This window comes from Rheinheimera faecalis (assembly GCF_021290965.1).
Taxonomy (GTDB): domain Bacteria; phylum Pseudomonadota; class Gammaproteobacteria; order Enterobacterales; family Alteromonadaceae; genus Pararheinheimera; species Pararheinheimera faecalis.
Map to the genome: position 1 here is coordinate 550,592 of NZ_JAJOYT010000002.1, position 23,843 is coordinate 574,434.

21 protein-coding genes are annotated in these 23,843 nt (G+C 46.8%); 19 read left to right on the forward strand and 2 right to left on the reverse strand.

Translation table 11 applies throughout. The annotated features are described in order from the left end of the window. Positions 1-13 precede the first annotated feature (13 nt). Positions 14-1,207, forward strand: a complete 1,194-nt coding sequence (locus tag LSG34_RS06060) for an amino acid aminotransferase (protein WP_233007930.1) — start codon at positions 14-16, stop codon at positions 1,205-1,207. Positions 1,208-1,291: 84 nt separating this feature from the next. Here the strand turns inward: LSG34_RS06060 and LSG34_RS06065 are convergent, their stop codons facing one another. Continuing rightward, the gene (locus tag LSG34_RS06065) at positions 1,292-5,203 is read right to left on the reverse strand and encodes a Dyp-type peroxidase (RefSeq protein ID WP_233007931.1); all 3,912 of its coding nucleotides are present in this window, start codon (positions 5,201-5,203) and stop codon (positions 1,292-1,294) included. 218 nt (positions 5,204-5,421) lie between these two features. On the opposite strand from LSG34_RS06065, the gene LSG34_RS06070 reads away from it, so the two are divergent. Then, complete coding sequence (locus LSG34_RS06070; RefSeq protein WP_233007932.1) at positions 5,422-6,168, forward strand: substrate-binding periplasmic protein; 747 nt, start codon at positions 5,422-5,424, stop codon at positions 6,166-6,168. Between the two features lie 7 nt (positions 6,169-6,175). Here the strand turns inward: LSG34_RS06070 and fldB are convergent, their stop codons facing one another. After that, positions 6,176-6,712 carry a flavodoxin FldB gene (fldB, locus tag LSG34_RS06075; RefSeq protein WP_233007933.1) on the reverse strand — a complete coding sequence of 179 codons (537 nt, stop codon included), beginning with the start codon at positions 6,710-6,712 and terminating at the stop codon, positions 6,176-6,178. 93 nt (positions 6,713-6,805) lie between these two features. Here fldB and xerD point away from each other — a divergent pair, with 93 nt between their 5' ends. From xerD to rpoS, 17 genes are all read left to right on the forward strand, one after another. Then, a complete protein-coding gene (gene xerD / locus LSG34_RS06080; RefSeq protein ID WP_233007934.1) occupies positions 6,806-7,711 on the forward strand; it encodes a site-specific tyrosine recombinase XerD in 906 nt (301 codons plus the stop codon). 21 nt (positions 7,712-7,732) lie between these two features. After that, positions 7,733-8,440 (forward strand): bifunctional protein-disulfide isomerase/oxidoreductase DsbC, encoded by a 708-nt coding sequence (dsbC, locus tag LSG34_RS06085; protein WP_233007935.1) that lies wholly within the window; start codon positions 7,733-7,735, stop codon positions 8,438-8,440. Positions 8,441-8,452: 12 nt separating this feature from the next. After that, positions 8,453-10,183, forward strand: coding sequence for a single-stranded-DNA-specific exonuclease RecJ (gene recJ / locus LSG34_RS06090; protein WP_233007936.1), 1,731 nt, complete (start codon positions 8,453-8,455; stop codon positions 10,181-10,183). 138 nt (positions 10,184-10,321) lie between these two features. Continuing rightward, positions 10,322-11,420, forward strand: a protein-coding gene (prfB, locus tag LSG34_RS06095; RefSeq protein ID WP_233007937.1) for a peptide chain release factor 2 whose coding sequence is annotated in 2 segments (ribosomal slippage) — positions 10,322-10,396 and positions 10,398-11,420 — 1,098 coding nt in all. Because the reading frame shifts where the segments join, the coding sequence is not laid out codon by codon here. Positions 11,421-11,578: 158 nt separating this feature from the next. Continuing rightward, positions 11,579-13,105 (forward strand): lysine--tRNA ligase, encoded by a 1,527-nt coding sequence (lysS, locus tag LSG34_RS06100; protein WP_233007938.1) that lies wholly within the window; start codon positions 11,579-11,581, stop codon positions 13,103-13,105. A 196-nt stretch (positions 13,106-13,301) separates the two neighbouring features. After that, positions 13,302-14,939: a CTP synthase gene (locus LSG34_RS06105; RefSeq protein WP_233007939.1), complete on the forward strand. Its 1,638-nt coding sequence runs from the start codon at positions 13,302-13,304 to the stop codon at positions 14,937-14,939. Between the two features lie 59 nt (positions 14,940-14,998). Continuing rightward, on the forward strand, positions 14,999-16,294 hold the full coding sequence (eno, locus tag LSG34_RS06110; protein WP_233007940.1) for a phosphopyruvate hydratase: 1,296 nt from the start codon (positions 14,999-15,001) through the stop codon (positions 16,292-16,294). A gap of 79 nt (positions 16,295-16,373) precedes the next feature. Continuing rightward, positions 16,374-17,018 carry a hypothetical protein gene (locus LSG34_RS06115; RefSeq protein WP_233007941.1) on the forward strand — a complete coding sequence of 215 codons (645 nt, stop codon included), beginning with the start codon at positions 16,374-16,376 and terminating at the stop codon, positions 17,016-17,018. Positions 17,019-17,122: 104 nt separating this feature from the next. Then, entirely contained in the window at positions 17,123-17,407 is a 285-nt protein-coding gene (ftsB, locus tag LSG34_RS06120; RefSeq protein WP_233007942.1) for a cell division protein FtsB, read from the forward strand. Beyond that, positions 17,404-18,105, forward strand: coding sequence for a 2-C-methyl-D-erythritol 4-phosphate cytidylyltransferase (gene ispD / locus LSG34_RS06125; RefSeq protein ID WP_233007943.1), 702 nt, complete (start codon positions 17,404-17,406; stop codon positions 18,103-18,105). Before ftsB ends, ispD begins: the two co-directional genes overlap by 4 nt. Beyond that, a complete protein-coding gene (gene ispF / locus LSG34_RS06130; RefSeq protein ID WP_040554637.1) occupies positions 18,105-18,584 on the forward strand; it encodes a 2-C-methyl-D-erythritol 2,4-cyclodiphosphate synthase in 480 nt (159 codons plus the stop codon). Before ispD ends, ispF begins: the two co-directional genes overlap by 1 nt. Next, complete coding sequence (gene truD / locus LSG34_RS06135; protein ID WP_233007944.1) at positions 18,584-19,636, forward strand: tRNA pseudouridine(13) synthase TruD; 1,053 nt, start codon at positions 18,584-18,586, stop codon at positions 19,634-19,636. Before ispF ends, truD begins: the two co-directional genes overlap by 1 nt. Positions 19,637-19,664: 28 nt before the next feature. Then, positions 19,665-20,417 (forward strand): 5'/3'-nucleotidase SurE, encoded by a 753-nt coding sequence (gene surE / locus LSG34_RS06140; RefSeq protein WP_233007945.1) that lies wholly within the window; start codon positions 19,665-19,667, stop codon positions 20,415-20,417. 3 nt (positions 20,418-20,420) lie between these two features. Then, a complete protein-coding gene (locus tag LSG34_RS06145) occupies positions 20,421-21,059 on the forward strand; it encodes a protein-L-isoaspartate(D-aspartate) O-methyltransferase (RefSeq protein WP_233007946.1) in 639 nt (212 codons plus the stop codon). A gap of 22 nt (positions 21,060-21,081) precedes the next feature. Further along, the gene (locus LSG34_RS06150) at positions 21,082-21,660 is read left to right on the forward strand and encodes a YqaA family protein (RefSeq protein ID WP_233007947.1); all 579 of its coding nucleotides are present in this window, start codon (positions 21,082-21,084) and stop codon (positions 21,658-21,660) included. 3 nt (positions 21,661-21,663) lie between these two features. Next, a complete protein-coding gene (locus tag LSG34_RS06155; protein ID WP_233007948.1) occupies positions 21,664-22,512 on the forward strand; it encodes a peptidoglycan DD-metalloendopeptidase family protein in 849 nt (282 codons plus the stop codon). Positions 22,513-22,609: 97 nt separating this feature from the next. Further along, a complete protein-coding gene (gene rpoS, locus LSG34_RS06160; protein ID WP_233007949.1) occupies positions 22,610-23,608 on the forward strand; it encodes an RNA polymerase sigma factor RpoS in 999 nt (332 codons plus the stop codon). Positions 23,609-23,843: the final 235 nt, after the last annotated feature.

Here is a 23,843-nt window from a genome sequence, read left to right on the forward strand (position 1 = left end):
ACAGGTAAAAACTATGTTTTCGCACTTACAGCCGACCCCTATCGATCCAATTTTAGGTTTAATGGCCGCTTATAAAGAAGATCCAAATCCACTGAAAGTGGACCTTGGGGTGGGTGTCTATAAAGATGAGCAAGGCCATACGGCTGTGCTGGATTGTGTGAAAAAAGCCGAAGCGCTGCGTTTAAAAAACGAAGATAGTAAAACCTACATAGGTATGGCGGGTGATTTATCCTTTAACAGCCATATCGAAAAACTGGCCTTGGGTCAGCATAAAGTATTGTTATCCGGTCGTGTCACTACAGCTCACACCCCTGGCGGCACAGGTGCATTGCGCGTTGCTGCTGAATTTATTAAAAAAGCCAATCCGGATGCAACAGTGTGGGTCACCAACCCAACCTGGGCTAACCATATTTCGTTATTTCAGGCCGCTGGTCTGAAAGTAAAAGAATATGCTTACTACGATTGGGATACCAAAGGCTTAAAGTTTGATGCCATGCTGACTGAACTGGCGCAGGTTCCTGCCGGTGACGTAGTGCTGGTGCATGCTTGCTGCCATAACCCAAGTGGTATGGATTTGAACTTTGAGCAGTGGAAACAATTTGCGCATTTAGCCAAAGAAAAAGGCTTTACGCCGCTGGTCGATATGGCCTATCAGGGTTTTGGTCTGGGTCTGGAAGAAGATACTCAGGGTTTACGTTATCTGGCCGATCAAGTCGAAGAGATGCTGCTGTGTAGCTCCTGCTCGAAAAACTTCGGTTTGTACCGTGAGCGTATTGGTGCTTGCAGCATAGTAACAGCAGACAGCAAAACCACAGACATTGCTAAATCTGTGTTGTTAAGCGTAGTGCGCAGTATTTATTCCATGCCGCCTGCCCATGGCGCCATTATCGTCAGTCATATTCTGGACAGTCAGGAATTAACGGCGTTGTGGCATCAGGAACTGGCTGTGATGCGTAATCGCATCAATGATTACCGTCAGTTGATCATCGATAAGTTTGCGGCTGAAGGCATCACGCAGGATTTCAGCTTCATCACCAAACAACACGGCATGTTCTCTTTCCTTGGCATTAACAAAGAGCAAATTGAACGCCTGCGTAAGGACTACAGCATTTATATGGTCGGCTCTAGCCGTGTCAGTATTGCTGGTTTAAACCACAGCAATATTGACTACTTCGCTAAAGCTATGGCGCAAGTGTTAAAAGGTTAATTCCTGATTTTTTAATTTGCGATAAATACCGGATAAACTAAGGGCGACATCAGTCGCCCTTATTATTTTTAGCAGATGTATGCGTTAGCTTTTATGAAAAGGGCATTTGGCATCAGGTGAAGATAGTGGCCGTCTTTGATGCTGTTGCTGGATCACAGGAAAGACAGAGGTAAAGAAGTTAGTCCAGCCACCGGTGCGAACCCGCAGCAAGTCATATTTTTCCGGTTGAGTCACAGCTGCACTGAAGGTATCGGGATTAGCCACTGTGACCGTCAGGATATTAGACGACTGGCCATCGGCAAATTGCCGCAGTACCGCAGTTAAAGCCTCCAACGGGAAATCTTCTTTGATATTAAAGTCTGTCGGCGCGCCATCACTCATCTTCTCTGCACCCAAACCAGCAAAACCAGCCAGAGCCTCACCAAAGCCAGCCCATTGATGGTCTATAGCTAAATCGGCTGGACTGGGAGTCGCACTCATGTCTGAGGCTACTGTAGTGCCAACACGACGGCCATCTGCGCTGGCTCCATTCCAGGCTCCCATTTCAACATGGTTTTCAAAAGTGCCAACACCAGGCTGAATTTGCAGGCCAAAAGGAAAGTCTTTGCTGCCAAATTGTTGAGCCAACCTCTTCATTGTGGCTTTGGTTTGGGCTAACGGCTGGGTAAAGGTTTCTACCGCTATATCTGCAATACGACTGATGACAAAATTGCCCAGCTCATCCACATCAGGGTTGCCACGGCCATATTTGGGCAGAGCTAAAGCGGTTTGACGTAAGCGTTTAAAGCGGTCTGAACGGGCTGCAATTCGGCCTTCACCAGAGAGTTGGCTGATAAAAGGTTCCGTCATTTTGTAACCCCAGTCGCAGCACAGACATTCCAGCAGTTCAGACAAAGTAGTGACAGCCTCTTTCTCGTCAAACACCATTTTTTTAATCGCATACAAAGAGTTAATGGTCGAACCCAAAGCTATATAACAAGGACCATACACATTGTATCTGGTGCCGCCACTGTAAAAGTCCTGACCTTTGGCAAGGCAGTCTTTCATCAGCACATTAAGCAAAGGGGAAGGACAAAAAGCAGTGTTGGCGCCGTACCCCATCAATTGCCCATTTATCGCTTTGCGGTTGAGCAGCTCAAAATGCTGGAAATACAAATCCAACAGCTCGTCAAAAGACTGAATGAGCTCAGGTGCTTTGGTGGTCATCGAAATCATCTGGCCATATAAATAACTCTGGCCTGCTGAGGAGTAAGTCCGGCCCTGATTGATGGCGCATTCCAGCGGTTGTAAGGTAGAAAAACCGCCTAATGAAAACCAGTTCTCCCCCGGGAACTGCGGTTCGTAACAGCCATCACAGGCATAGTTTTGCGCCGATTGCAGGCTGACTTTTGAACGCCATAGGCCGCTTGGCTCTGAATCCAAATCGCCGCCCACCTGATCGCCGCTCTGATACAGCCCCTCAATAATTTTTTCATCGTTCAGCAGAATCGGATGGGCACCGCCTGATAATATCGCCATAGCGGCTTCTTCCAGTAAATCCTGTGGTATATCTTTGCGGGTGCGCAGCGACAGGCAAGGGGCGTTTAACGGCAAACGACGCGAAGCGCGGATAAAAAGCCTGGTCATGTCGTTGTAGGCCGCTTTGGTTGCGCTAAAAGGTGCTGAACCGTCCGCGACTGTGCCACCTACTGTGAGTTGCTGTATCCATTGCCCTAACGAAGCCCCCTGAGGATAAGGCCCTGAGCTGCCGCCCATTGCCAGATTACCAAAGGGTTGATGGTCTTCCATAAAGATCCGGTTTTGCTGCACTTTTTCATCCAGCTTAATATAAAACGCATCTATTACTTCCTGAGCCTGCTGCAGACTGATGCTGTCTTTGTCGAAAAACGGCTGCAGTAATTGATCCAGACGACCTAAAGCTGTGGGTTCACCGTTTAAATGCAAACAGGTATGCAGGGTGAAAATAAACTGCACAGCTTCAACAAAAGTATCGGGTTTGGCTTTGGATAATTTCTGCATCCGCTTGGCTATTTGCTGCAGATTATGTTTTTCCAGTTGTTGGCCCGCGTTCATTTGTGCCGCCATCTGGTCAGCTAAAGCAGCGTAACGCAGGCAGTATTCACTGACGCCCTGCAATGCTAACAGGCTGGATTGGTACAATTCGCGTTGTGCGGCACTGGTTGCGCTTTGCTGATAGTGCCTGATTTGCTGCAGCATGCCGTCTATGCCTAACAGCAAAGCCTGCTCGTAATCCGGGATCACATGACCCACGCCAGAGGCTTCACTTAAATTGGCCAGAAAGCCGTCCTGCCGCTCTTGATCGGTCAGGTATTTCATCACATAACGACCTTCACCCAATGACAGGTTCGGCATAGCGCCGACTATGATTTCTTCGGCTGAAATCCGATAAGTATCAGAGCCATACACCACATCACCGCGTTGATCCGCATGACCACAAAAAGGCGCCAGACTGCCGTCGGGCAAACGTACTCTGCGGCCTCTGAAGCCATAGTCAGGACTAGCCAATAGATGCAGAGTTAACCGGATAGCCCAGCCTTTACGTACCATCACAGATTCCTGCCAGATATCAGCGGGTTTATCGTCGCCCTGATACTGCTGCAGGTAATAACCAATGTTGTGAGCTATTTCCTGTTGTTTTCTGTTGATGTACCAGTTGTCTTGCCACAGTGAAAAAATGTTTTCCAGCAAACTCAGCACTCTGGCTGACGGTGGGTTGTATTTCAGCCTTTCCTGATCCGGCATAGTTGCCATCTTGTACAGATAGTTTTTATGGTTGTAATACATCAAACCATTAGGAGAGGCTTCTTCAAAATGCCGATCCAGTCTGGACCAGTCTACCCCAGGAAAACGGCTCCAATCGTTTTGCAGCAGCGCGCTGAAATCACTGTGATAACGGGGTTCATTCAGTAAATCTAAATCGGCCAGGCTTGGGATATAAAAGAAACCTCCCAGATCAGATTTCACATGGTTAAACAGCCGGTCGTTCATAAAACCAGCCACAGCGCCTATCTGGTTTTGCATAATGTTTTCCAGAATGGCAAAAGATTTGGTGAAACCCGCAAAATAGATGCCTTGCTCATCAGCCACAGTCGCTCCTTTAGGGCTGCGGCTGCTTTGACCGACCAAACTGGCTTTGCCAAAAGGTAAACCCAAACGCAGCACTGGCGTGGTATTGCCCTGGCTATCCTGCATCCGGGCCGATTTAATATGAGAGCGGGTGTCTCTATCCGGGATAATAGTGTCATTGGTTTTTCGGCCAATCAGATCTTCAATCTGATCTTCAGACATAGTGTTGATTTGATCCCAGTTAATGATAAAACGTTGGGCCAACACATACGAAGACCCCAGATGGTCTATATCATCGAAGCCTGTAATACAATGTTTAGAGATAGAGACAGGATCGGCCGGGTTATTCAGATTTTCTGAAAAACGGCAGCCCAACACTTTGCCTTTCAGGCCATCTTGTCGTTCAGATTTAGACGCTGCGTTTTGAGAAATTTGAAACTTTGTGACCGACGCTAAGCTTTCGCTGATGAAGTCCAGTACCAATTCGCACGCTTTGGCTTTGTCACTTTTAATATGAAACCACAAGTCACCTTCTGAATCCTGAAAAGCACCGGTTGAGCCGTCAAACAAAGCGCTATGAGCCGGATTGTCTTGCTTTGGAAAGTTGAATACTAAGCCTTTGGGCAGACTTAAGCCTTCTTCTGCACAGATACGACGCCACTGCGCTGACGATACCCCAAGAATAGCGCTGGTATTGGCATCTTTCAGCTCTGCATGCTGATGGATTTGCGTGCGAAGTTCCGCCATCAATTCTTTTAACTTATTGCGACTGACAGGGGCTGATAACCAGAAGGTGCTGAAAATGGCTTCAGGTGCCGGATAAACCAGGCCTCGCTGGCTGTAGCGCCAGATCTGCTTTAAACGCTGGTCATAATCAAGTTCTGTCAGTTCAGAGTGTTGTAGTGACATGGTCAAGTCCTTGTGTAGATTAGATATAAAGAGAAAAGATGTATCTGATTTGGAGTCAGCAGTGTAGGCAAAGACTACAAATATTTCCAATAGAGGGACTTGAAGTGTACTTTTTGAACTAAAACCTAAGAGCTTTCAGGCGTTGTCAGGCGCAGAGCGGAAGAGTAAGCTAAATTGAAAGAAGAGAGCGCTAATCTAAGCAGTGAGCTGACCCCCTTATGTATTTTGCTTTTCGACTTTGTGTAGTTTTGACGACATTGTTTATATCGGTTTTTGTCTCTGCACAATCTGCTTTAAGAGTGGTGACTGAATTATCACCGCCTCACCAAACGATCAAAGATGGCAAAGTAGATGGCGTCAGTACTCAGATTGTTATAGCAACACTCAAACAGGCCGGGCTTGATAGCCCTATTGAAGTCTATCCCTGGGCTCGCTCCTATTACATTGCTACTTCAGTACCTAATGTACTGATTTACAATATAGCCAGAACACCGGAGCGGGAAAATGAATTTCACTGGATTGGGCCTGTAGCAAATTACAGGTTAGGTTTAGTGCGATTGACGGAGCGCGCAGATCTCAGTCCAAACCATATCAAAGATTTAGGTTCTGCTGTCATTGCGGTGCAACGAGGTGATTTTTCTACGTTGTATCTGCAGCAACAGGGTCTGAAGATAGGCAAAGAATTACAGCTCTCTGCCGATATTCTGGAGTCCTGGCGTCTGCTGATTAAAGGCAAAGTGGATTACGTGGTGGATGATGAAGCGGCATTGGCTTTAATGGAAAAACAGTTGTCGCAACCTGAAGGTATAACCCGTTTTGTGTTGGCTATACCTCAGCTGGAACAGAAAACTTATCTGGCAGCCAGCAAAACAACAGATCCTGAACTGGTCAGGAAGCTGCAGCAGGCGCATCTGGAAGTACAAAAAACTCCGCTTTATCATAACGTGATGGCCGGCCGCTTTTAGTTTGATTTTAAAGGGCTATCAGCTCATTCATGAGTTGAGTCAGCCACAGATTTAAACGTTCATCTGTCTGGTCATACTGATTTTCTTCGTCCAAAGCTAAACCATAAAACCACTCAGGATCTTCTGTAACTGCTTTGGAGGCGATAAAGTCATAACCTGCAGTGGGCCAGAAACCAATGCGGACACAGTCTTGTGGTGCTATGGCCTGATGCAGCATACCCACTGCATCCTGAAACCACTCGGCGTAACCTAACTGATCACCCATGCCATAAATCGCGACAATTTTACCGTTTAAATCGACGTCTTTAATGTCGTCCCAGTGTGCTTCCCAATCTTCCTGCAGCTCACCAAAATCCCAGGTTGAAATGCCCAAAATAAGCAAATCGTAGTCCGTCATCAACGTCAGAGGCTGATCTTTAAGATTATGAAGTGTTACACTGCTGCCGTCCGGCAAACTTGGGTCAGCACTTAAAAGTACCTGAATTTTTTCTGCCACTATTTCGGTGTAGCAGGTGGTGGAGCCGTAAAAAAGACCAATTTTCATCTGATATGACTCAGCATTTTGTGTGGCCGGCAGTGTAGCAGAAGCGTTTGAACCAACAAAGTCAGACAAAACAAATTAACCCGGGAGCAGCTTGTGGCAGCAGTAGTGACCCTCTCAGAACAGCAACTGATTAAAGCTTTTTTAGATCAACTGTGGCTGGACAAAGGCGTCAGTGAACATACCTTAAGCGCTTATGGCACAGATCTGAGTAAATTTGCGTTGTTTTTGCAGCAGCAAGGCCAACAACTGAAGGCTGTGGATCAAATGCTGCTGAACAGTTATTTGGCTCACAGAGTGGATCAAGGTTTTAGCCCACGCAGCACCTCCAGAGCTTTAAGCAGCTTACGGCGCTTTTACCGTCATCTGCACAAAACCAAACAAATCAGTGAAAACCCTTTATCCGACGTATTTAATCCAAAAATTGGCCGCTCTTTGCCTAAAACCTTGTCCGAGCAGGATGTGGATTTATTGTTGTCAGCCCCTGATGTCAGCGATTTAATTCAGTTTCGCGACAAAGTGATGTTAGAAATTCTCTATGCTGCCGGTCTTAGGGTATCGGAGCTGGTCGGTTTAACCTTGCAGCAAATTAATTTACGTCAGGGTTTAGTGCGGGTGACTGGCAAAGGCAAAAAAGAACGGCTGGTGCCTTTGGGCGAAACTGCGGTGGAGTGGCTGGATAATTACCTGCGTCAGGGCCGCGGATTGTTGCTCGACGGCCAAAGTGATGTGGTATTTCCAAGCAACAGAGGCCAACAAATGACCCGACAAACTTTCTGGCACCGGATTAAGTTTTATGCCAAAGTGGCAGGCATTAGTGCAGAATTGTCTCCGCATACGGTACGACATGCTTTTGCCACGCATTTATTAAATCATGGTGCAGATTTACGGGTCGTGCAGCTGTTATTGGGTCACAGCGATTTATCGACTACCCAAATTTACACTCATGTGGCGCAAGCGCGTCTGCAAAGTTTACATCAACAACATCATCCCAGGGGCTAACCTTGGGTGCAGGATACAGAGATGAAGAAGTTTAGCTACCTCGCCGTTATGGCATCATTTTTAAGTACCGGATTATCAGCTCAGGCTGTGTTACCTGAAGTGAACCAAGCCTTTTCAGAAATTGGTTTAAATGTAAAAGCAGTGGCAGATTCTGCTGTGCCAGGCATGTTACAAGTGCAAACCGACAAAGGTTTATTTTTTATCTCGGACAACAAACAGTATTTGTTTGAAGGCAATATTTACGATTTAAAAAACAAAAAACTGGTGAATGAAGACATTCTGAAAGATATCCGCAAAGCGGGTGTAAAGGAATTTGATGACTCAGTGATTGAGTTTAAAGCCGCTGACGAAAAATATGTGATCCATGTATTTACTGACACCAGTTGTGGCTATTGCCGTAAGTTACATAACGAAATGGCGGATCTGAACAAGGCTGGTATTACAGTGCGTTACCTCGCTTTCCCTCGAGGTGGTGTTCAGTCAGCAACTTATGACGAATTACAGTCGATTTGGTGTGCCAAAGATGCCAAACAGGCACTGACTGATGCTAAAAATGGCAAAGCTGTAAAACAAGCCAGCTGCCAAAACAAAGTGGCTCAGCAATACGAGTTGGGTCAGAGTTTTGGTATCAATGGCACTCCAGCTCTTATTTTACCTGATGGTCGTTTAATTCCTGGTTATCAACCCGCAGCAGCTTTAGTGGCCGCCCTGAGTCAAAATGCGCCATAAGCAGGTTTCAGTTTGAGTACTACTAAAGAATTACAACGCCGGCCTGTGCCGGCGATTTCCTCTGAATTGGCGCAGTACCATCCGGTGATCCAGCGTATTTATGCCAGCCGCGGTATTGAAAGTTCGCTACAACTGGCACGGGGTGCTGCTCAGCTGCTGCCTTTTACTTTGCTCAAAGGTATTGCTCCTGCCGTCGCTTTGTTGATTGATGCGTTACAGCAGCAACAGCATATTGTGATAGTCGGCGACTTTGATGCAGATGGTGCTACCAGCACTGCCACTTTACTGACCGGCTTAAAAAGCCTGGGTTTTAAGCATGTGGAGTATCTGGTGCCCAACCGTTTTGAATACGGTTATGGCTTGTCTGTAGAAATGGCAGAAATTGCCGTGGCCCAGGGCGCTCAGCTGATAGTCACAGTCGACAATGGTATTTCCGCTATCGATGGTATAGCGCTGGCGAAAAAAATGGGCGTCAAAGTGCTGGTCACAGACCACCATTTACCGGGCAACGAGCTGCCGGACGCTGATGCTATTGTCAATCCAAACCAGCCGGGTTGTGATTTCCCCAGTAAACAACTGGCTGGTGTAGGTGTCGCCTTTTATCTGTTACTGGCGCTGCGTGCTGAACTTCGTACTCAAGGGTATTTTACTGAAACTCAGCCTGAACCTAATTTGGCGGATCTGTTGGATCTGGTCGCTTTAGGCACAGTAGCTGACGTAGTGCCACTGGATACCAATAACCGTATTCTGGTGCATCAGGGCCTGCAACGTATTCGCAGTGGCAAAGCCCGGCCTGGCATTCAGGCCCTTATTGATATCGCCAATCGTAAAGCAGAAAAGCTGACCGCTCAGGATTTTGGTTTTGCTTTAGCACCACGCTTAAATGCGGCCGGGCGTTTAGATGATATGGGTCTTGGTATCAGCTGTTTATTAGCGCCTGATTTACCCCGCGCCCGTATGTACGCTGCAGAACTTGATAGTTTAAACGTTGAGCGCCGTGAAATAGAGCAGGGCATGCAGCAGGAAGCTCAGGCTTATCTGCAGCGGTTGTCTTTCGCTGCTGAAGAGCTGCCGGACGCTTTGTGTTTGTACCAAAGTGACTGGCATCAGGGCGTAATAGGGATTTTGGCTGGCCGTATTAAAGAGCAATACCACAGACCTGTGCTGGTGTTCGCTCAAGGTGACGAAGGCGAGCTGAAAGGTTCTGCCCGTTCTATTCCAGGCTTACATATCCGCGATTTATTAGATGAAGTCTCTACTCAATACCCAGGCCTGATTAAAAAGTTTGGTGGCCATGCGATGGCGGCAGGTTTAACTATTGCCGAAGAGCGTTTTGAGACCTTTAAACTGGCGCTGAATTTCGTCGCCAAAAAGTATCTGACACCTGAGCTTTTGACTGCTGTGCTTTATACAGACGGTGATTTGAGCAGTGATTGTTTGTCTGTACCTTTTGCCAGGCTGCTACAACAAGCTGGCCCCTGGGGACAAGCTTTTCCTGAGCCTGTGTTTGAAGGGGAGTTTGTGATCCGCCAACAACGTCTGCTGGCGGATAAGCACCTGAAACTGATGCTGGAATCCAGTGATTGCAGCTTAGTGGATGCCATCTGGTTTAACGCCGACAACAAAGCCTGGCCTGATGCCAACGTCAAAAAAATCCGCGTGGCTTATCAGCTCGATATCAACGACTACCGCGACCAACAGTCCGTGCAGTTAATTGTCCGGTTGATTGAAAAAATCGGCTAGTTCCCTGAAAAGCAGTTTTTGCAGGGCGTTTATTTAAAGACCCCTGCAGAATCCTCGACAGAAAATCGTCGGGGTGGCTGCATGTCTGTAGAAAAATTGCTACAATCGCCACCAATTTTTTCCTAAGCGCCTTAAATCATGTTTGAAGTAAATCCGGTATACAACGCCATTAAAGATCTGACTGAACGCACTAACGTGCTTCGGGGGTATCTTTGACTACGACGCCAAAAAAGAAAAGCTAGAAGAAGTCAGCCGTGAGCTGGAAGATTCTGCAGTCTGGAACAACCCCGAAAATGCACAGGCATTAGGCAAAGAACGCTCAGCGCTGGAACAGATTGTTGGCACCATCGACAAGCTGGATCAAGGTCTGGAAGACGTGGCTGGCTTAGTGGAATTGGCGGTTGAAGCTGAAGATGAAGATACTTTTATCGAAGCTCAGACTGAACTGGCCGATTTAGAATTACAGCTGGCTAAGCTGGAGTTCCGTCGTATGTTCTCTGGTAAAAGCGATCCAAGCGATTGTTATCTGGATATTCAATCTGGTTCTGGTGGTACTGAAGCTCAGGACTGGGCCAGCATTTTAATGCGGATGTATCTGCGTTGGGGCGAAGCTAAAGGCTTTAAACCTGAGTTATACGAAGTGACAGATGGTGATGTGGCCGGTATCAAAGGTTGTACTATCAAATTTACCGGCGAATATGCCTATGGCTGGTTACGGACTGAAACCGGTGTACACCGTTTAGTGCGTAAAAGCCCGTTTGACTCAGGCAACCGCCGCCATACGTCTTTTGCGTCCGTTTTTGTGTCGCCAGAAGTTGATGACGATATTGAAATCGAAATCAATCCGGCCGACTTACGTATTGATACCTACCGTGCTTCAGGCGCCGGTGGTCAGCACGTTAACAGAACTGACTCTGCGGTCCGTATTACTCACTTACCAACCAATATTGTGGTGCAGTGTCAGAACGACAGATCGCAGCATAAAAACCGCGATAACGCTTATAAGCAATTACGCGCCAAGTTGTATGAGTTTGAACTGCAAAAGCAAAACGCTGAAAAACAAGCACTGGAAGACACCAAGTCGGATATCGGCTGGGGCAGTCAAATCCGCTCTTACGTGCTGGATGACTCGCGTATTAAAGACTTACGCACAGGCGTGGAAACCCGCAATACCCAGGCGGTATTGGACGGCGATCTCGACAAATTTATTGAAGCCAGCTTAAAAGCCGGTTTGTAAAAACACAGGTTTACCCAAAGTAATTGGAGTTGCAGCGCGACGACAAGTGAACGAGGCCCTTGAGCATAGTTGTCTATGCGATTGGGCGAGCGAACGCGGTCAACAAAGCTGCAGCTTCAAGTAAGAAGGGTATGAACGCTTAATATCAGGAACTTACTATGTCTGAACAAAACACACCTATTGAAGAACATCAAGACGTTAATAAACTGATTGCTGAGCGTAAACATAAGCTGGCCGGCTTACGTGAACTGGGTAACCCATTTCCAAATGATTTTCGCCGTGATGCGACTTCGGATCAGATCCATGCCCAGTACGAGCATCTGAGTAAAGAAGAGCTGGAAGAGAAAAAAATCCGTGTCACTGTGGCAGGTCGTATGATGCTGCGTCGTATTATGGGTAAAGCCAGCTTTACTACTATTCAGGACGTCGGCGGCAAGCTGCAGTTGTATGTAGCACGCGACAGTCTGGCAGAAAATGTCTACAACGAAGGCTTCAAGAAGTGGGATTTAGGTGACATAGTCGGTGGTAGCGGCGTGTTGTTTAAAACTCAGACCGGTGAGCTGACCGTATGGTTAGACGAAATCCGTTTACTGACCAAAGCGCTGCGTCCATTGCCGGACAAATTCCATGGTTTAACCGATCAGGAAGCTTGTTACCGTCAGCGTTATTTAGATTTGATTGTGAACGATCAGTCACGCAAAACCTTTTTAATACGTTCAAAAACTGTGGCTTATATCCGTCAGTTTTTTAACAGCAAAGGCTTTTTAGAAGTAGAAACCCCAATGCTGCAAAGTATTCCAGGTGGTGCTTCGGCCCGTCCGTTCGAGACGCACCACAACGCGCTGGATATGCAAATGTTCCTGCGTATTGCACCAGAGCTGTATTTAAAGCGTTTAGTGGTCGGTGGTTTTGAAAAGGTATTTGAGCTGAACCGTAACTTCCGTAACGAAGGCGTTTCAACCCGTCATAACCCGGAATTCACTATGCTGGAGTTCTACTGGGCTTATGCCGATTACAACGATTTAATGGATATCACTGAAGAGTTATTCCGTGGTCTGGCGCAGTCTGTGCTGGGTACTACTGAAGTGCCTTATCAGGGTAACCTGTTTGACTTCGGTAAACCTTTTGCCCGTATGTCAGTGACTGAATCTATTCTGCACTACAACCCTGAAGTGAAAATCGAGCAGTTAACGACGCGTGAAGCAGTAGCTGAACTTGCCAAGTCATTAGGCATTGAAGTCAAAGCCAACTATGGTCATGGCCGTATTCTGATGGAAGTCTTTGATGAGCTGGTCGAAACCAAGCTGCAACAACCGACTTTTATCACTGAATACCCGGCAGAGATTTCTCCGCTGGCCCGTCGTAATGATCACAATCCGGAAATCACAGACCGTTTTGAATTCTTTATCGGTGGTCGTGAATTAGGCAATGGTTTCAGCGAATTAAATGACGCTGAAGATCAGGCTGAACGTTTCCGTGAACAGGTTGCGCAAAAAGAAGCCGGTGATGATGAAGCCATGTACTACGACGAAGATTTCGTCACTGCTTTGGAACATGGTTTACCCCCAACAGCAGGTCAGGGTATTGGTATCGACCGTCTGGTGATGTTACTGGCCGACGCGCCAAGCATCCGTGACGTCATTCTGTTCCCGCATATGCGCCATACAGATAAACATGGCTCATAACACGACCCCTACAAAGGCAGCATCAGCTGCCTTTGTTTTACCGTTTTAAGCCAAAATCGGCGCCTTTGACAGGGGCTTGCTGATTTATTATTTTTTTATCCTGCCTTTTGATTGAGCGGCAAGCCGCCCTTTGTTATAATTTCCCCCCGTCCTAAGTTCGTAAATTCTTTATTGCCAATGGCGTCTCAGGGGTCTCATGACTACAAGATACATCTTCGTGACGGGTGGGGTTGTCTCATCCTTAGGTAAAGGCATTGCTGCTGCATCTTTAGCGGCTATTTTAGAAGCCCGTGGCCTGAAAGTGACCATCCTTAAACTGGATCCGTACATCAACCTGGATCCGGGCACCATGAGCCCAATTCAGCACGGTGAAGTGTACGTCACAGAAGACGGCGCAGAAACCGACCTCGATTTAGGTCACTATGAGCGGTTTATCCGCACCAAAATGACCAAACGTAATAACTTCACTCAAGGCCGTATATACTCAGACGTATTACGTCGTGAGCGCCGTGGTGATTATTTAGGTGCCACTATTCAGGTGATCCCTCATATCACCAACGAAATCAAAAGCCGTGTGATTGCTGGTGCAGAAGGTTATGACATTGCCATAGTTGAAATTGGTGGCACTGTAGGTGATATAGAATCCCTGCCATTCTTAGAAGCTATTCGTCAGTTAGGTACGGAAATTGGCCGCGAACGCGCCATGTTTATGCACCTGACTTTAGTGCCATACCTGGGTACTGCCGGTGAAATCAAAACCAAACCTACTCAGCATTCTGTCAAAGAGCTGCGTTCTATTGGTATTCAGCCGGATATTCTGGTCTGCCGTTCTGACCGTGCTATTCCATCGAATGAGCGCGCTAAGATTGCCCTGTTCACCAACGTGGAAGAACGTGCTGTTATTTCGTTAAAAGACGTGTCCAGCATTTACCAAATTCCTGCACTGTTAAAGTCACAGGGTCTGGATGATTTAGTTGTGCGTCGTTTCCATATTACTTGCCCTGAAGCAGACCTGACCGAATGGGAACAGGTGTTGTATCAGGAGTCCAACCCTACAGGTGAAATCACCGTAGGTATGGTCGGCAAGTATGTTGAACTGCCAGATGCTTATAAGTCAGTGAACGAAGCCTTAAACCATGCAGGTTTAAAAAACCGTTTAACTGTGCATATCAAATACATCGACTCGCAAGACGTCGAAAGCAAAGGCACAGATATTCTCTCTACCGTGGATGCGATTCTGGTGCCTGGTGGCTTTGGTGAGCGTGGTGTAGAAGGCAAAATTATGGCCGCCCGTTATGCCCGTGAAAACAAAGTGCCTTACCTCGGCATTTGTTTAGGTATGCAAGTAGCGCTGATTGAATATGCCCGTCATGTAGCTGGCATGAAAGACGCACACTCTACAGAATTTAATAAGAACACGCCTTACCCTGTGGTGGGTCTCATCACAGAATGGCTGGACTCTGATGGTAATGTTGAACAGCGGACCGACAGGTCTGATATGGGCGGCACTATGCGTTTGGGCAGCCAAAACTGTAACCTCAAAGCCAATACTAAGGCCCGCGAGATCTATGGCAGCGACATCGTCAGCGAACGTCATCGTCACAGATACGAAGTGAACAACAACTATGTTGCTCAGCTCGAAGAGGCTGGCTTAAAGATCTCTGGTTTGTCGGCGGACAACCAGTTGGTTGAAATGATTGAAATACCTACACACCCATGGTTTGTGGCGGGTCAGTTCCATCCGGAATTTAACTCAACACCACGTGACGGACATCCGTTATTCCAGGGCTTCGTGGCCGCCGCTTATAAATATCAGAAACAGCAACTCGTTTAACCAGTTGCAGCCGGGCTATTAGTCCGGCTTTTTTATGCGACAAATAGAAGGGGATTTACATGTCTGAGATCGTCAATATCATTGCCCGCGAGATCATGGATTCACGCGGTAACCCAACAGTAGAAGCCGACGTTTTCCTGGCCAGTGGTGCTATGGGTCGTGGCTGTGCGCCATCTGGTGCTTCTACTGGTACCCGTGAAGCTTTAGAACTGCGCGACGGCGACAAAAGCCGTTACTTAGGTAAAGGCGTACGTACTGCAGTGGCCAATATCGATGGCCCAATCAAAGCAGCTTTACTGGGCAAAAGTGCTTATAAGCAAGCTGAAGTGGACCAGATCATGATCGATCTGGACGGCACTGAGTCTAAATCTAAATTAGGCGCTAATGCTATTCTGGCTGTGTCTTTAGCTGTAGCCCGCGCAGCTGCTGCTGACAAAAAAATCCCACTGTATCAGCACATTGCCGACTTAAACGGCACACCAGGTGTGTATTCCATGCCAGTACCTATGATGAATATCATCAACGGTGGTGAGCATGCGGATAACAACGTCGATATTCAGGAGTTTATGGTGCAGCCTGTTGGCGCTAAAACTTTCGCTGAAGCTCTGCGTATGGGCGCTGAAATTTTCCATCAACTGAAAAAAGAACTGCACAGTCAGGGCTTAAATACAGCTGTAGGTGATGAAGGTGGTTTTGCTCCGGATCTGAAATCAAACGAAGAAGCTTTAACTGTGATTTCTAAAGCTGTGGCTTCTGCCGGTTATGAGTTGAACAAAGACATCACTTTAGCCTTAGACTGCGCTGCATCTGAGTTTTATGTCGATGGTAAGTACAAGCTGTCTGGCGAAGGCAAAGAATTCACTTCGTATGAATTCAACGACTTCCTGGCTGGTTTAGCGACCCGTTTCCCTATCATTTCCATTGAAGATGGTTTAGACGAGTCGGATTGGGATGGCTGGAAAGACATGACCAATAAAATGGGCGATAAAATCCAGCTGGTGGGCGACGATTTATTCGTCACCAACACCAAGATTCTGACCCGTGGTATTGAGCAGGGCATTGGTAACTCTATCCTGATCAAATTTAACCAAATCGGTAGCTTAACTGAAACTTTAGCCGCTATTAAAATGGCGAAAGATGCGGGTTTCACTGCAGTTATTTCACACCGTTCAGGCGAAACTGAAGATTCCTTTATTGCTGACTTAGCTGTAGGTACAGCTGCTGGTCAAATCAAAACAGGTTCTTTATGCCGTTCAGACCGCGTGTCTAAGTACAACCAGTTACTGCGTATTGAGCAGGAATTAGGTGCTAAGGCCCCGTACCGTGGCCGTGTAGAAATTAAAGGCCAGGCGTAAGCCAGGCCAGATAAACTAATCAAGGGGTCTGTTACTCTGACCCCTTGATTGGTTTTGCTCCCTTGATTACCATCAACGGATGAAAAAACATTCAGCCGATCAACATCAGCTGTGGCATGGCCCGGCGCAGGACCTGACCTATACAGAGCTTTGTAATGCTTTGTATGAACGGGAGTTGATGCGTTATGCCAAAATGCCGCCCGAATTTTTAGCCAGTCTGCAAAAACGTTTAGCCAGTTTACCTTTTTATATCCGCCGCGCTGCCAGCAGTATCTTGTCGCATAAATCTCCGCTTGAAATCGATAGTCAAAATGCCAGTTGGATGGGGCGTCAGAGCCCGCAGTGTCCGGCCAAAGAGCAGGGCATAGAGCAAATTGAGCAGTTTTATCTGAAACACAGTAAATTGGCCCTGATAGTCCCGGTCTATCAGAACCAGCAGTCGCTCGAAAGCATCTGGCTGGATTCAGTGGATGAAATTGATCTCATTGGGCAAAGGTTACACTGCAACGAACATGGCTGGTTTAGTTTTAATGGCACCCCTCTTACCGACGAAAACAGTGATAAATTCCTGCTTAAGCCGACAAAAAGCTTAATGACGGCTGCTTGTTGTGGTCATCAGTGGCTCAACGGCGAACGCAAAACCCCACGAGTCTTGAGTTTAAGAGAATTATTGCTGGCAAGCCGGCTAAATTGGCAGAACTTTGCTAAGCCTTTTCAGCCTTAAGTGGCATTTTTGTGCAGCAAGCCTTTATTTTCGGTCTTATTAGGGCTTTCCAGTCCGGCCGATAAGCTTCATAATACTTTCATCTCTTTATTTTTTGGTTCTATATGCGCCTGCTGGTTTTATTGCTACTCACGCTGCTTGCAGCTCTTCAACACCGCTTGTGGCTTGGCCAACACAGCGTGATGGAGTATTGGGCGCATAAAACTGAACTCGCCAAGATGGAACAACAAAATGAAGTACTGGCTAAGCGTAATAAATTACTCAAAGCTGACGTCACCGACCTGCAAATAGGTTTGGATGCGATTGAAGAGCGTGCCCGGAACGAACTGGGTTTGATTAGACAAGACGAAGTATTTTTCCGGATTATTACCCCGCTGGATAAAAAATGACCGCTATTCCTGCTATTGCGACTGTGATCCCGGCCGCTGGTGTTGGCAAACGAATGAAGGCGGATAAGCCCAAACAGTACCTGCAACTTTGTGGTGTGACTGTGCTGGAGCAAACTCTGCATCGCTTAAAACAAGTTCCTGCTTTACAGCAGTTTTATCTGGCGTTAAGCCCGGACGATCCGTATTTTCCCACATTGCCTCTGGCGACTGACCCGCACATTCAACGACTGGATGGTGGTGCTGAACGTGCTAACTCAGTACTGAATTCTTTAGTTCAAATTGATGCCAAAACCTATCCTTGGGTACTGGTGCATGACGCAGCTCGCCCTGTAGTGCGGGTTAGTGATATCGAACTTTTAATTGATAGCTGCATCGAATCCAATCAAGGTGGCATTTTAGCCACGCCTGTGCGGGATACCATGAAACGTTGTTCTGACACTGTAGAGCACACTGTTGGTCATACTGTTGATAGAGCAGGTTTATGGCATGCTTATACGCCGCAATTGTTTCCTACCGCTTTGCTCAGAGATGCACTGCAACAGGCTTTAGCCCAGGGTGTGGCCATTACAGATGAAGCCAGCGCTATGGAGTGGGCAGGACTGCCTGTACTTTTGGTGCAAGGTCATGCCGACAATATCAAAATTACTCAGGCTGAAGATTTAGCTTTGGCCGCTTTTTATCTGGAGCATTCTGTATGATGCCGTTTCGTATTGGCCATGGTTTTGACGTACACGCTTTTGGTGGCGAAGGCCCTATTACTTTAGGTGGCGTGAAAATCCCTTATCAGCAAGGTTTGCTGGCGCATTCAGATGGTGATGTGGTGTTGCATGCTGTATCAGACGCTTTGTTAGGTGCTATGGCATTAGGTGATATAGGCCATCATTTCCCGGACACAGACGCAGCCTTTAAAGGCATAGACAGCCGTATTTTATTGCGTAAAGTTTTTGCTGACGTCAAAGCTTTAGGTTACGAGGTTGGCAATCTGGACGTGACTATTATGGCGCAGGCACCAAAAATGGCCCCTCATGTTGATGCGATGCGCGCTTGTATTGCTGAAGATCTGGTTTGTGGTTTATCACAGGTGAATGTGAAAGCGACGACAACAGAGAAACTTGGCTTTGTCGGGCGTAAAGAAGGCATTGCCGTCGAAGCTGTAGTGCTGTTGGTGAAGTCCTGATGCAAAAAAAAGTGGAGCTGCCAAAGCTAAGTTATTTGTACGGTCAGCCTGAAATTACAGCTTTATTGCGTGTGCAACCCGATGATTTTATTGTGCACGAAGAGTTGAGTTTTACTCCAACCGGCGCAGGCGAGCATATGTTGTTGCTGGTGGAAAAAATTGGTCAGAATACTCAGTATGTCGCCAAGCTGTTGGCTGAATTGGTTGGTTGTAAAGCCCGTCAGGTCAGTTATGCGGGTTTAAAAGACCGACACGCTGTAACCCGTCAGTGGTTTTGTGTGCCTGTACCTATCAAGCAACAACTAAACTGGCAAGAATGGAACATTGAGGGTGTTAAAGTTCTCGACAGTATCCGTCATCAGCGTAGGTTAAAGTTAGGCTCGATAAAATACAACGAATTTACTCTGACGTTACGGGATGTCAGTGATATTCCTGCGCTGTTAACACGGTTAGAGTTAGTGAAAAAAGGCGTGCCGAATTATTACGGTGAACAACGTTTTGGTATTCAGGGCGGTAATTTAGCTTTAGCTGAGCAGTTGTTTTCTGGTGGTGGTATTGAAGATCGGAAAATACGGGGTTTAGCTTTATCGGCCAGCCGTTCTTTTTTGTTTAACTTACAGGTCGATGCGCGGGTAAAAGCTGGTACCTTTAACCAATTATTGACTGGTGAAGTGGTGCAACTGGATGGTTCAGGCTCCATTTTTAAAGTGCCACAGGTCGATGATACTTTACGGCAACGCTTGCTGGAAGCTGACATTCATCCTACTGCTGGTTTACCGGGTTTAGGTGAGCCGTTAATCACGGCGGACGCGCTGGCTTTTGAGCAACAAAGTCTGCAAAATTGGCAGCATTGGGCCGACAAACTGGCAGAGCTCAACGTCAGGGCTGAACGCAGGTCTATCCGGGTTTTACCGACAGAATTAAAGGCCGAAGTGCAAGGCCAGAATGTACAAATAAGCTTTAAATTATATTCAGGTTGTTTTGCAACTTCCGTATTGCGGGAGCTGGTGAATTATCAGGATGTACAACGTAATTACGCCACTTTGGATTAAGTGTTTTTTGGCGACGGCGGGGTGATACATGCGGATTTTATTAAGTAACGACGATGGCGTTTACGCCAAAGGCATACAGGTGCTACAGCAGGCCTTATCTGAAATTGCAGAAGTAACGACTGTAGGGCCGGATCGCAATTGCAGCGGTGCCAGTAACTCCCTGACCTTGCTGAATCCTTTACGCACCCAGCAACTGGACAATGGTTTTATTGCAGTCAATGGCACACCAACTGACTGTGTGCATTTAGCTATTAGTCAGTTGTTATCACAAACCCCCGATCTGGTGGTGGCTGGCATAAACCACGGCGCTAATTTAGGTGACGACGTGCTGTATTCAGGCACTGTGGCAGCAGCTACTGAAGGCCGCCATTTAGGTTTACCAGCTATTGCTGTGTCTTTAGCGGGACGGGATGAGCAGCATTTTGCCACTGCTGCTTATGTCACAGTGCAGGTGATTAAAAAACTACAGTCCCATCCTCTGCCTGCGGATCAAATTTTAAATATCAATGTGCCTGCAGTGCCATTAGAGCAGTTGCGAGGCATTCAGGTGACCCGTTTAGGGCGTCGCCACAAAGCGGAAACTATGCAAAGCTCAACTGATCCATGGGGTAGACCCATCTATTGGTACGGCTCTTTAGGGCCAGAGCTTGATGCAGGCCCAGGCACAGACTTTTATGCTATAGCTCAGGGTTATGCCTCTATTACGCCTTTGCATGTGGATATGACGGCCTATCGCAGTATGGAATTATTAACGGACTGGTTAGATGGAATTGAGTGTTAAGTTATGGCAGTAGTCACCCATCGTAGTGCCGCAGTATTGGCACAAAAACTTCAACAGGATGGTATTAAAGACAGTAAAGTCTTGTCTGCTATCGCCCAAACTCCGAGACATTTGTTTGTCGAAGCTGTTTTAGCGCATAAAGCCTATGAAAACACCGCTTTGCCTATAGGCCAGGGACAAACCATTTCGCAGCCCTATATAGTGGCGAAAATGACCGAGTTACTGCTGCAATCACCGCAGTGCCAAAAGGTGCTGGAAATTGGCACTGGCTCTGGTTATCAGACCGCTGTATTGGCGCGGTTGTTTTCACAGGTTTGTAGTGTAGAGCGGATAAAGTCGTTGCAGTTTCAGGCGAAACGCCGTTTGCAGCAGCTGGATTTACACAATGTTTCGATGAAACATGGTGATGGTTGGCTGGGATGGGCCAGTAAAGCACCTTTTGACTGCATTATAGTCACAGCCGCACCACACGAAGTGCCACAGGCGTTGTTGCAGCAGCTGGCGGAAGGTGGTCGTTTAGTGATCCCTGTTGGAGCCCAGGAACAAGTGTTAAGAGTTTTTACCCGGGTGGGTGATGAGTTTGAACAAAAAGATGTTGAAGCTGTGCGTTTTGTCCCACTGGTGCCAGGCGAGCTGGCCTGATTCATTTTAAAAGGAAGAGCACTTGAAAATTTTTCAATGGATGTATGACAAAGCATTAGTCTGGGCAAAACATCGTCATGCCGAGCGATATTTAGCGGGGTTAAGTTTTACTGAGTCTGTGATTTTCCCTATTCCGCCAGATGTAATGTTGGCACCTATGGCATTGTCCCAACCTGACAAAGCCTGGCGTTTTGCCTGGATCACCACATTATTTTCAGTATTTGGTGGTATTTGCGGCTATTTCCTCGGTTTATGGTTGTATGAGCCCGTGGTATTGCCTGCCGTCGAATACATGGGCTATCAGGAAACCTTTGCTAAAGTAGAGAACTGGTTTATTACCTATGGTGTGTGGGTGGTGTTTATTGCCGGTTTTTCACCTATTCCCTATAAGTTATTTACTGTAGGGGCTGGCCTGATGAATATGGCATTTTTTCCTTTTGTCATTGCTTCTTTTATTGGCCGCGCCAGCCGGTTTTTTCTGGTCGCAGGCTTGATGTATTGGGGCGGCGAAAAAATGCAGCAAAAGTTACGGGACATAGTCGACTGGTTAGGCTGGGGTACTGTTGCTGTTGGCGGCATTTTATATCTGGTGTATCGCTAACTGATGAAGTATTTGAGTGTCTGTTGTCTGGTATTGGTTTTAAGCGCTTGTAGCTCAAGGGAATCACCAGCACCCGTCACTACACTCAATGACATCAAAAATTACTACAAAAAACATCCTCAAGGTGAAGTAGGTTCTGGCTACATGGTTCAGACCGGTGACACCTTATATTCCATCGCTTTTCGGGCTGGAATGGATTACCGGGAATTGGCACAACTGAACAATATTGCCCCGCCATACCGCATTTTTGTAGGTCAATCGTTACAGTTTGGCAACAAGAAATATACATCCATCCGCGGTGAGCAGCGTATTTCTTCAGTTAAATTGCCAAAATCAACCAGCAGCGCCGTAAGAAATCCTTCACAAAGCCAAAGTAAATTAACAACTGCCAATAAAGCGGTTGCGCGCAACAATCAAACGGGTTATGTTCGAAAGAAGACAGTAAAAGAAAATGCAACTGCAGCAGAAAATACAGTTTCCAGTTCTAAAGTTCGGTGGGCATGGCCAGTTCGTGGACCTATATTGGCAGGCTTCTCCAATGCAGAACATGGTAACAAAGGCTTAGATATAGGAGGTAAAGCAGGAACTCCTATTAAAGCTGCAGCAGCAGGTGAAGTGGTTTACGCGGGTAACGCATTGCGAGGCTACGGCAATCTGGTGATTATCCGTCACAATGACGACTTCTTAAGTGCTTATGCTCATAACCGCAAATTATTGGTGAAAGAGCGTGATACTGTCGCAAGCGGACAAACTATAGCTGAAATGGGCAACACAGATGCAACCTCCGTCAGGCTGCACTTTGAAATCCGCTTCCGTGGTAAGTCTGTAGATCCAAAACGATATTTAAAATAATTACTAAAATAATAAAAATATCACCCGGAAGGGCGAAAAGGTAAGGAAACCGTGCAGTTCAGGTGATACCCAAAGCTTGTAGAAGTGGGAGAAGGAAATGGGCCATAAAGATGATGACGATGTAATCGAATTTAAAGAGGCTGAATTAACGGATGACGTTATTTTAGCAGATGACGATAACGCAGAACCCGATTTAGCAGCTTTAGCTGCGGAAGAAGACAATACCCCTGACGACGTTTTTACTGCCAATGATAGCCAGCGAGCTATGGACGCCACTCAGATTTATCTGGGTGAAATTGGTTTTTCCCCTTTATTATCCGCCGAAGAAGAAGTGTATTTTTCCCGCCTTGCTCTCAAAGGCGATAAAGCCGCCCGTAAACGTATGATTGAAAGTAATTTACGTTTAGTGGTGAAAATTGCCCGTCGGTACATCAACCGTGGTTTAGCTTTGCTGGATCTGATTGAAGAGGGCAACTTAGGTTTGATCCGCGCTGTGGAAAAGTTTGACCCTGAACGTGGTTTCCGTTTTTCAACTTATGCCACCTGGTGGATCCGTCAAACCATAGAGCGGGCCATCATGAATCAAACCCGCACTATTCGTTTGCCTATTCATGTGGTGAAAGAGCTGAATATCTACCTGCGCGCAGCCCGTGAGTTATCTCAACGACTGGATCATGAGCCAACGCCGGAAGAAATTGCAGCGGCATTAGACCGTCCTGTCGAAGAAGTACGCAAGATGTTGAAGCTGAATGAAAAAATTACCTCAGTGGATACCCCTGTTGCTGGATCTTCGGAAAAACAGCTGCTTGATGTGTTGGCAGATGAAAAAGAATTAGGCCCTGAAACTGAATTACAGGATGCTGATATCCGTCATCATCTGGTGATTTGGCTGGACGAGCTGAATGCAAAACAACGAGAAGTCTTAGCCCGCCGTTTTGGTTTGTTAGGCTATGAGCCTTCGACATTGGAAGATGTAGGTAAAGAAATTGGTTTAACCCGTGAACGAGTGCGACAAATCCAAGTGGAGGCGCTACGCCGTCTGCGTGAAATCGTCACTCATCAGGGCCTGAATATCGAAACCTTATTTCAGGAATAATGCAGCGGGTCAGAGCCTTGGCTCTGACCCCTTCAATTGGTGTTTAGGCTAAACTCCTGCAGTCCATTTTAATCCTCCATTTTAAATCTCAAGCCCCAACTTTTTCTGTATGTCATCAAGCTGTGACTCAAAGTGTAAGTTATAACCCGCACTGGCATAACCCTTGCTCCTTTCTGATACAGAACAAAAAAAGCAGGCCTTGAACTGATGTTGTTCGGGTCGTATCGGACGGGAA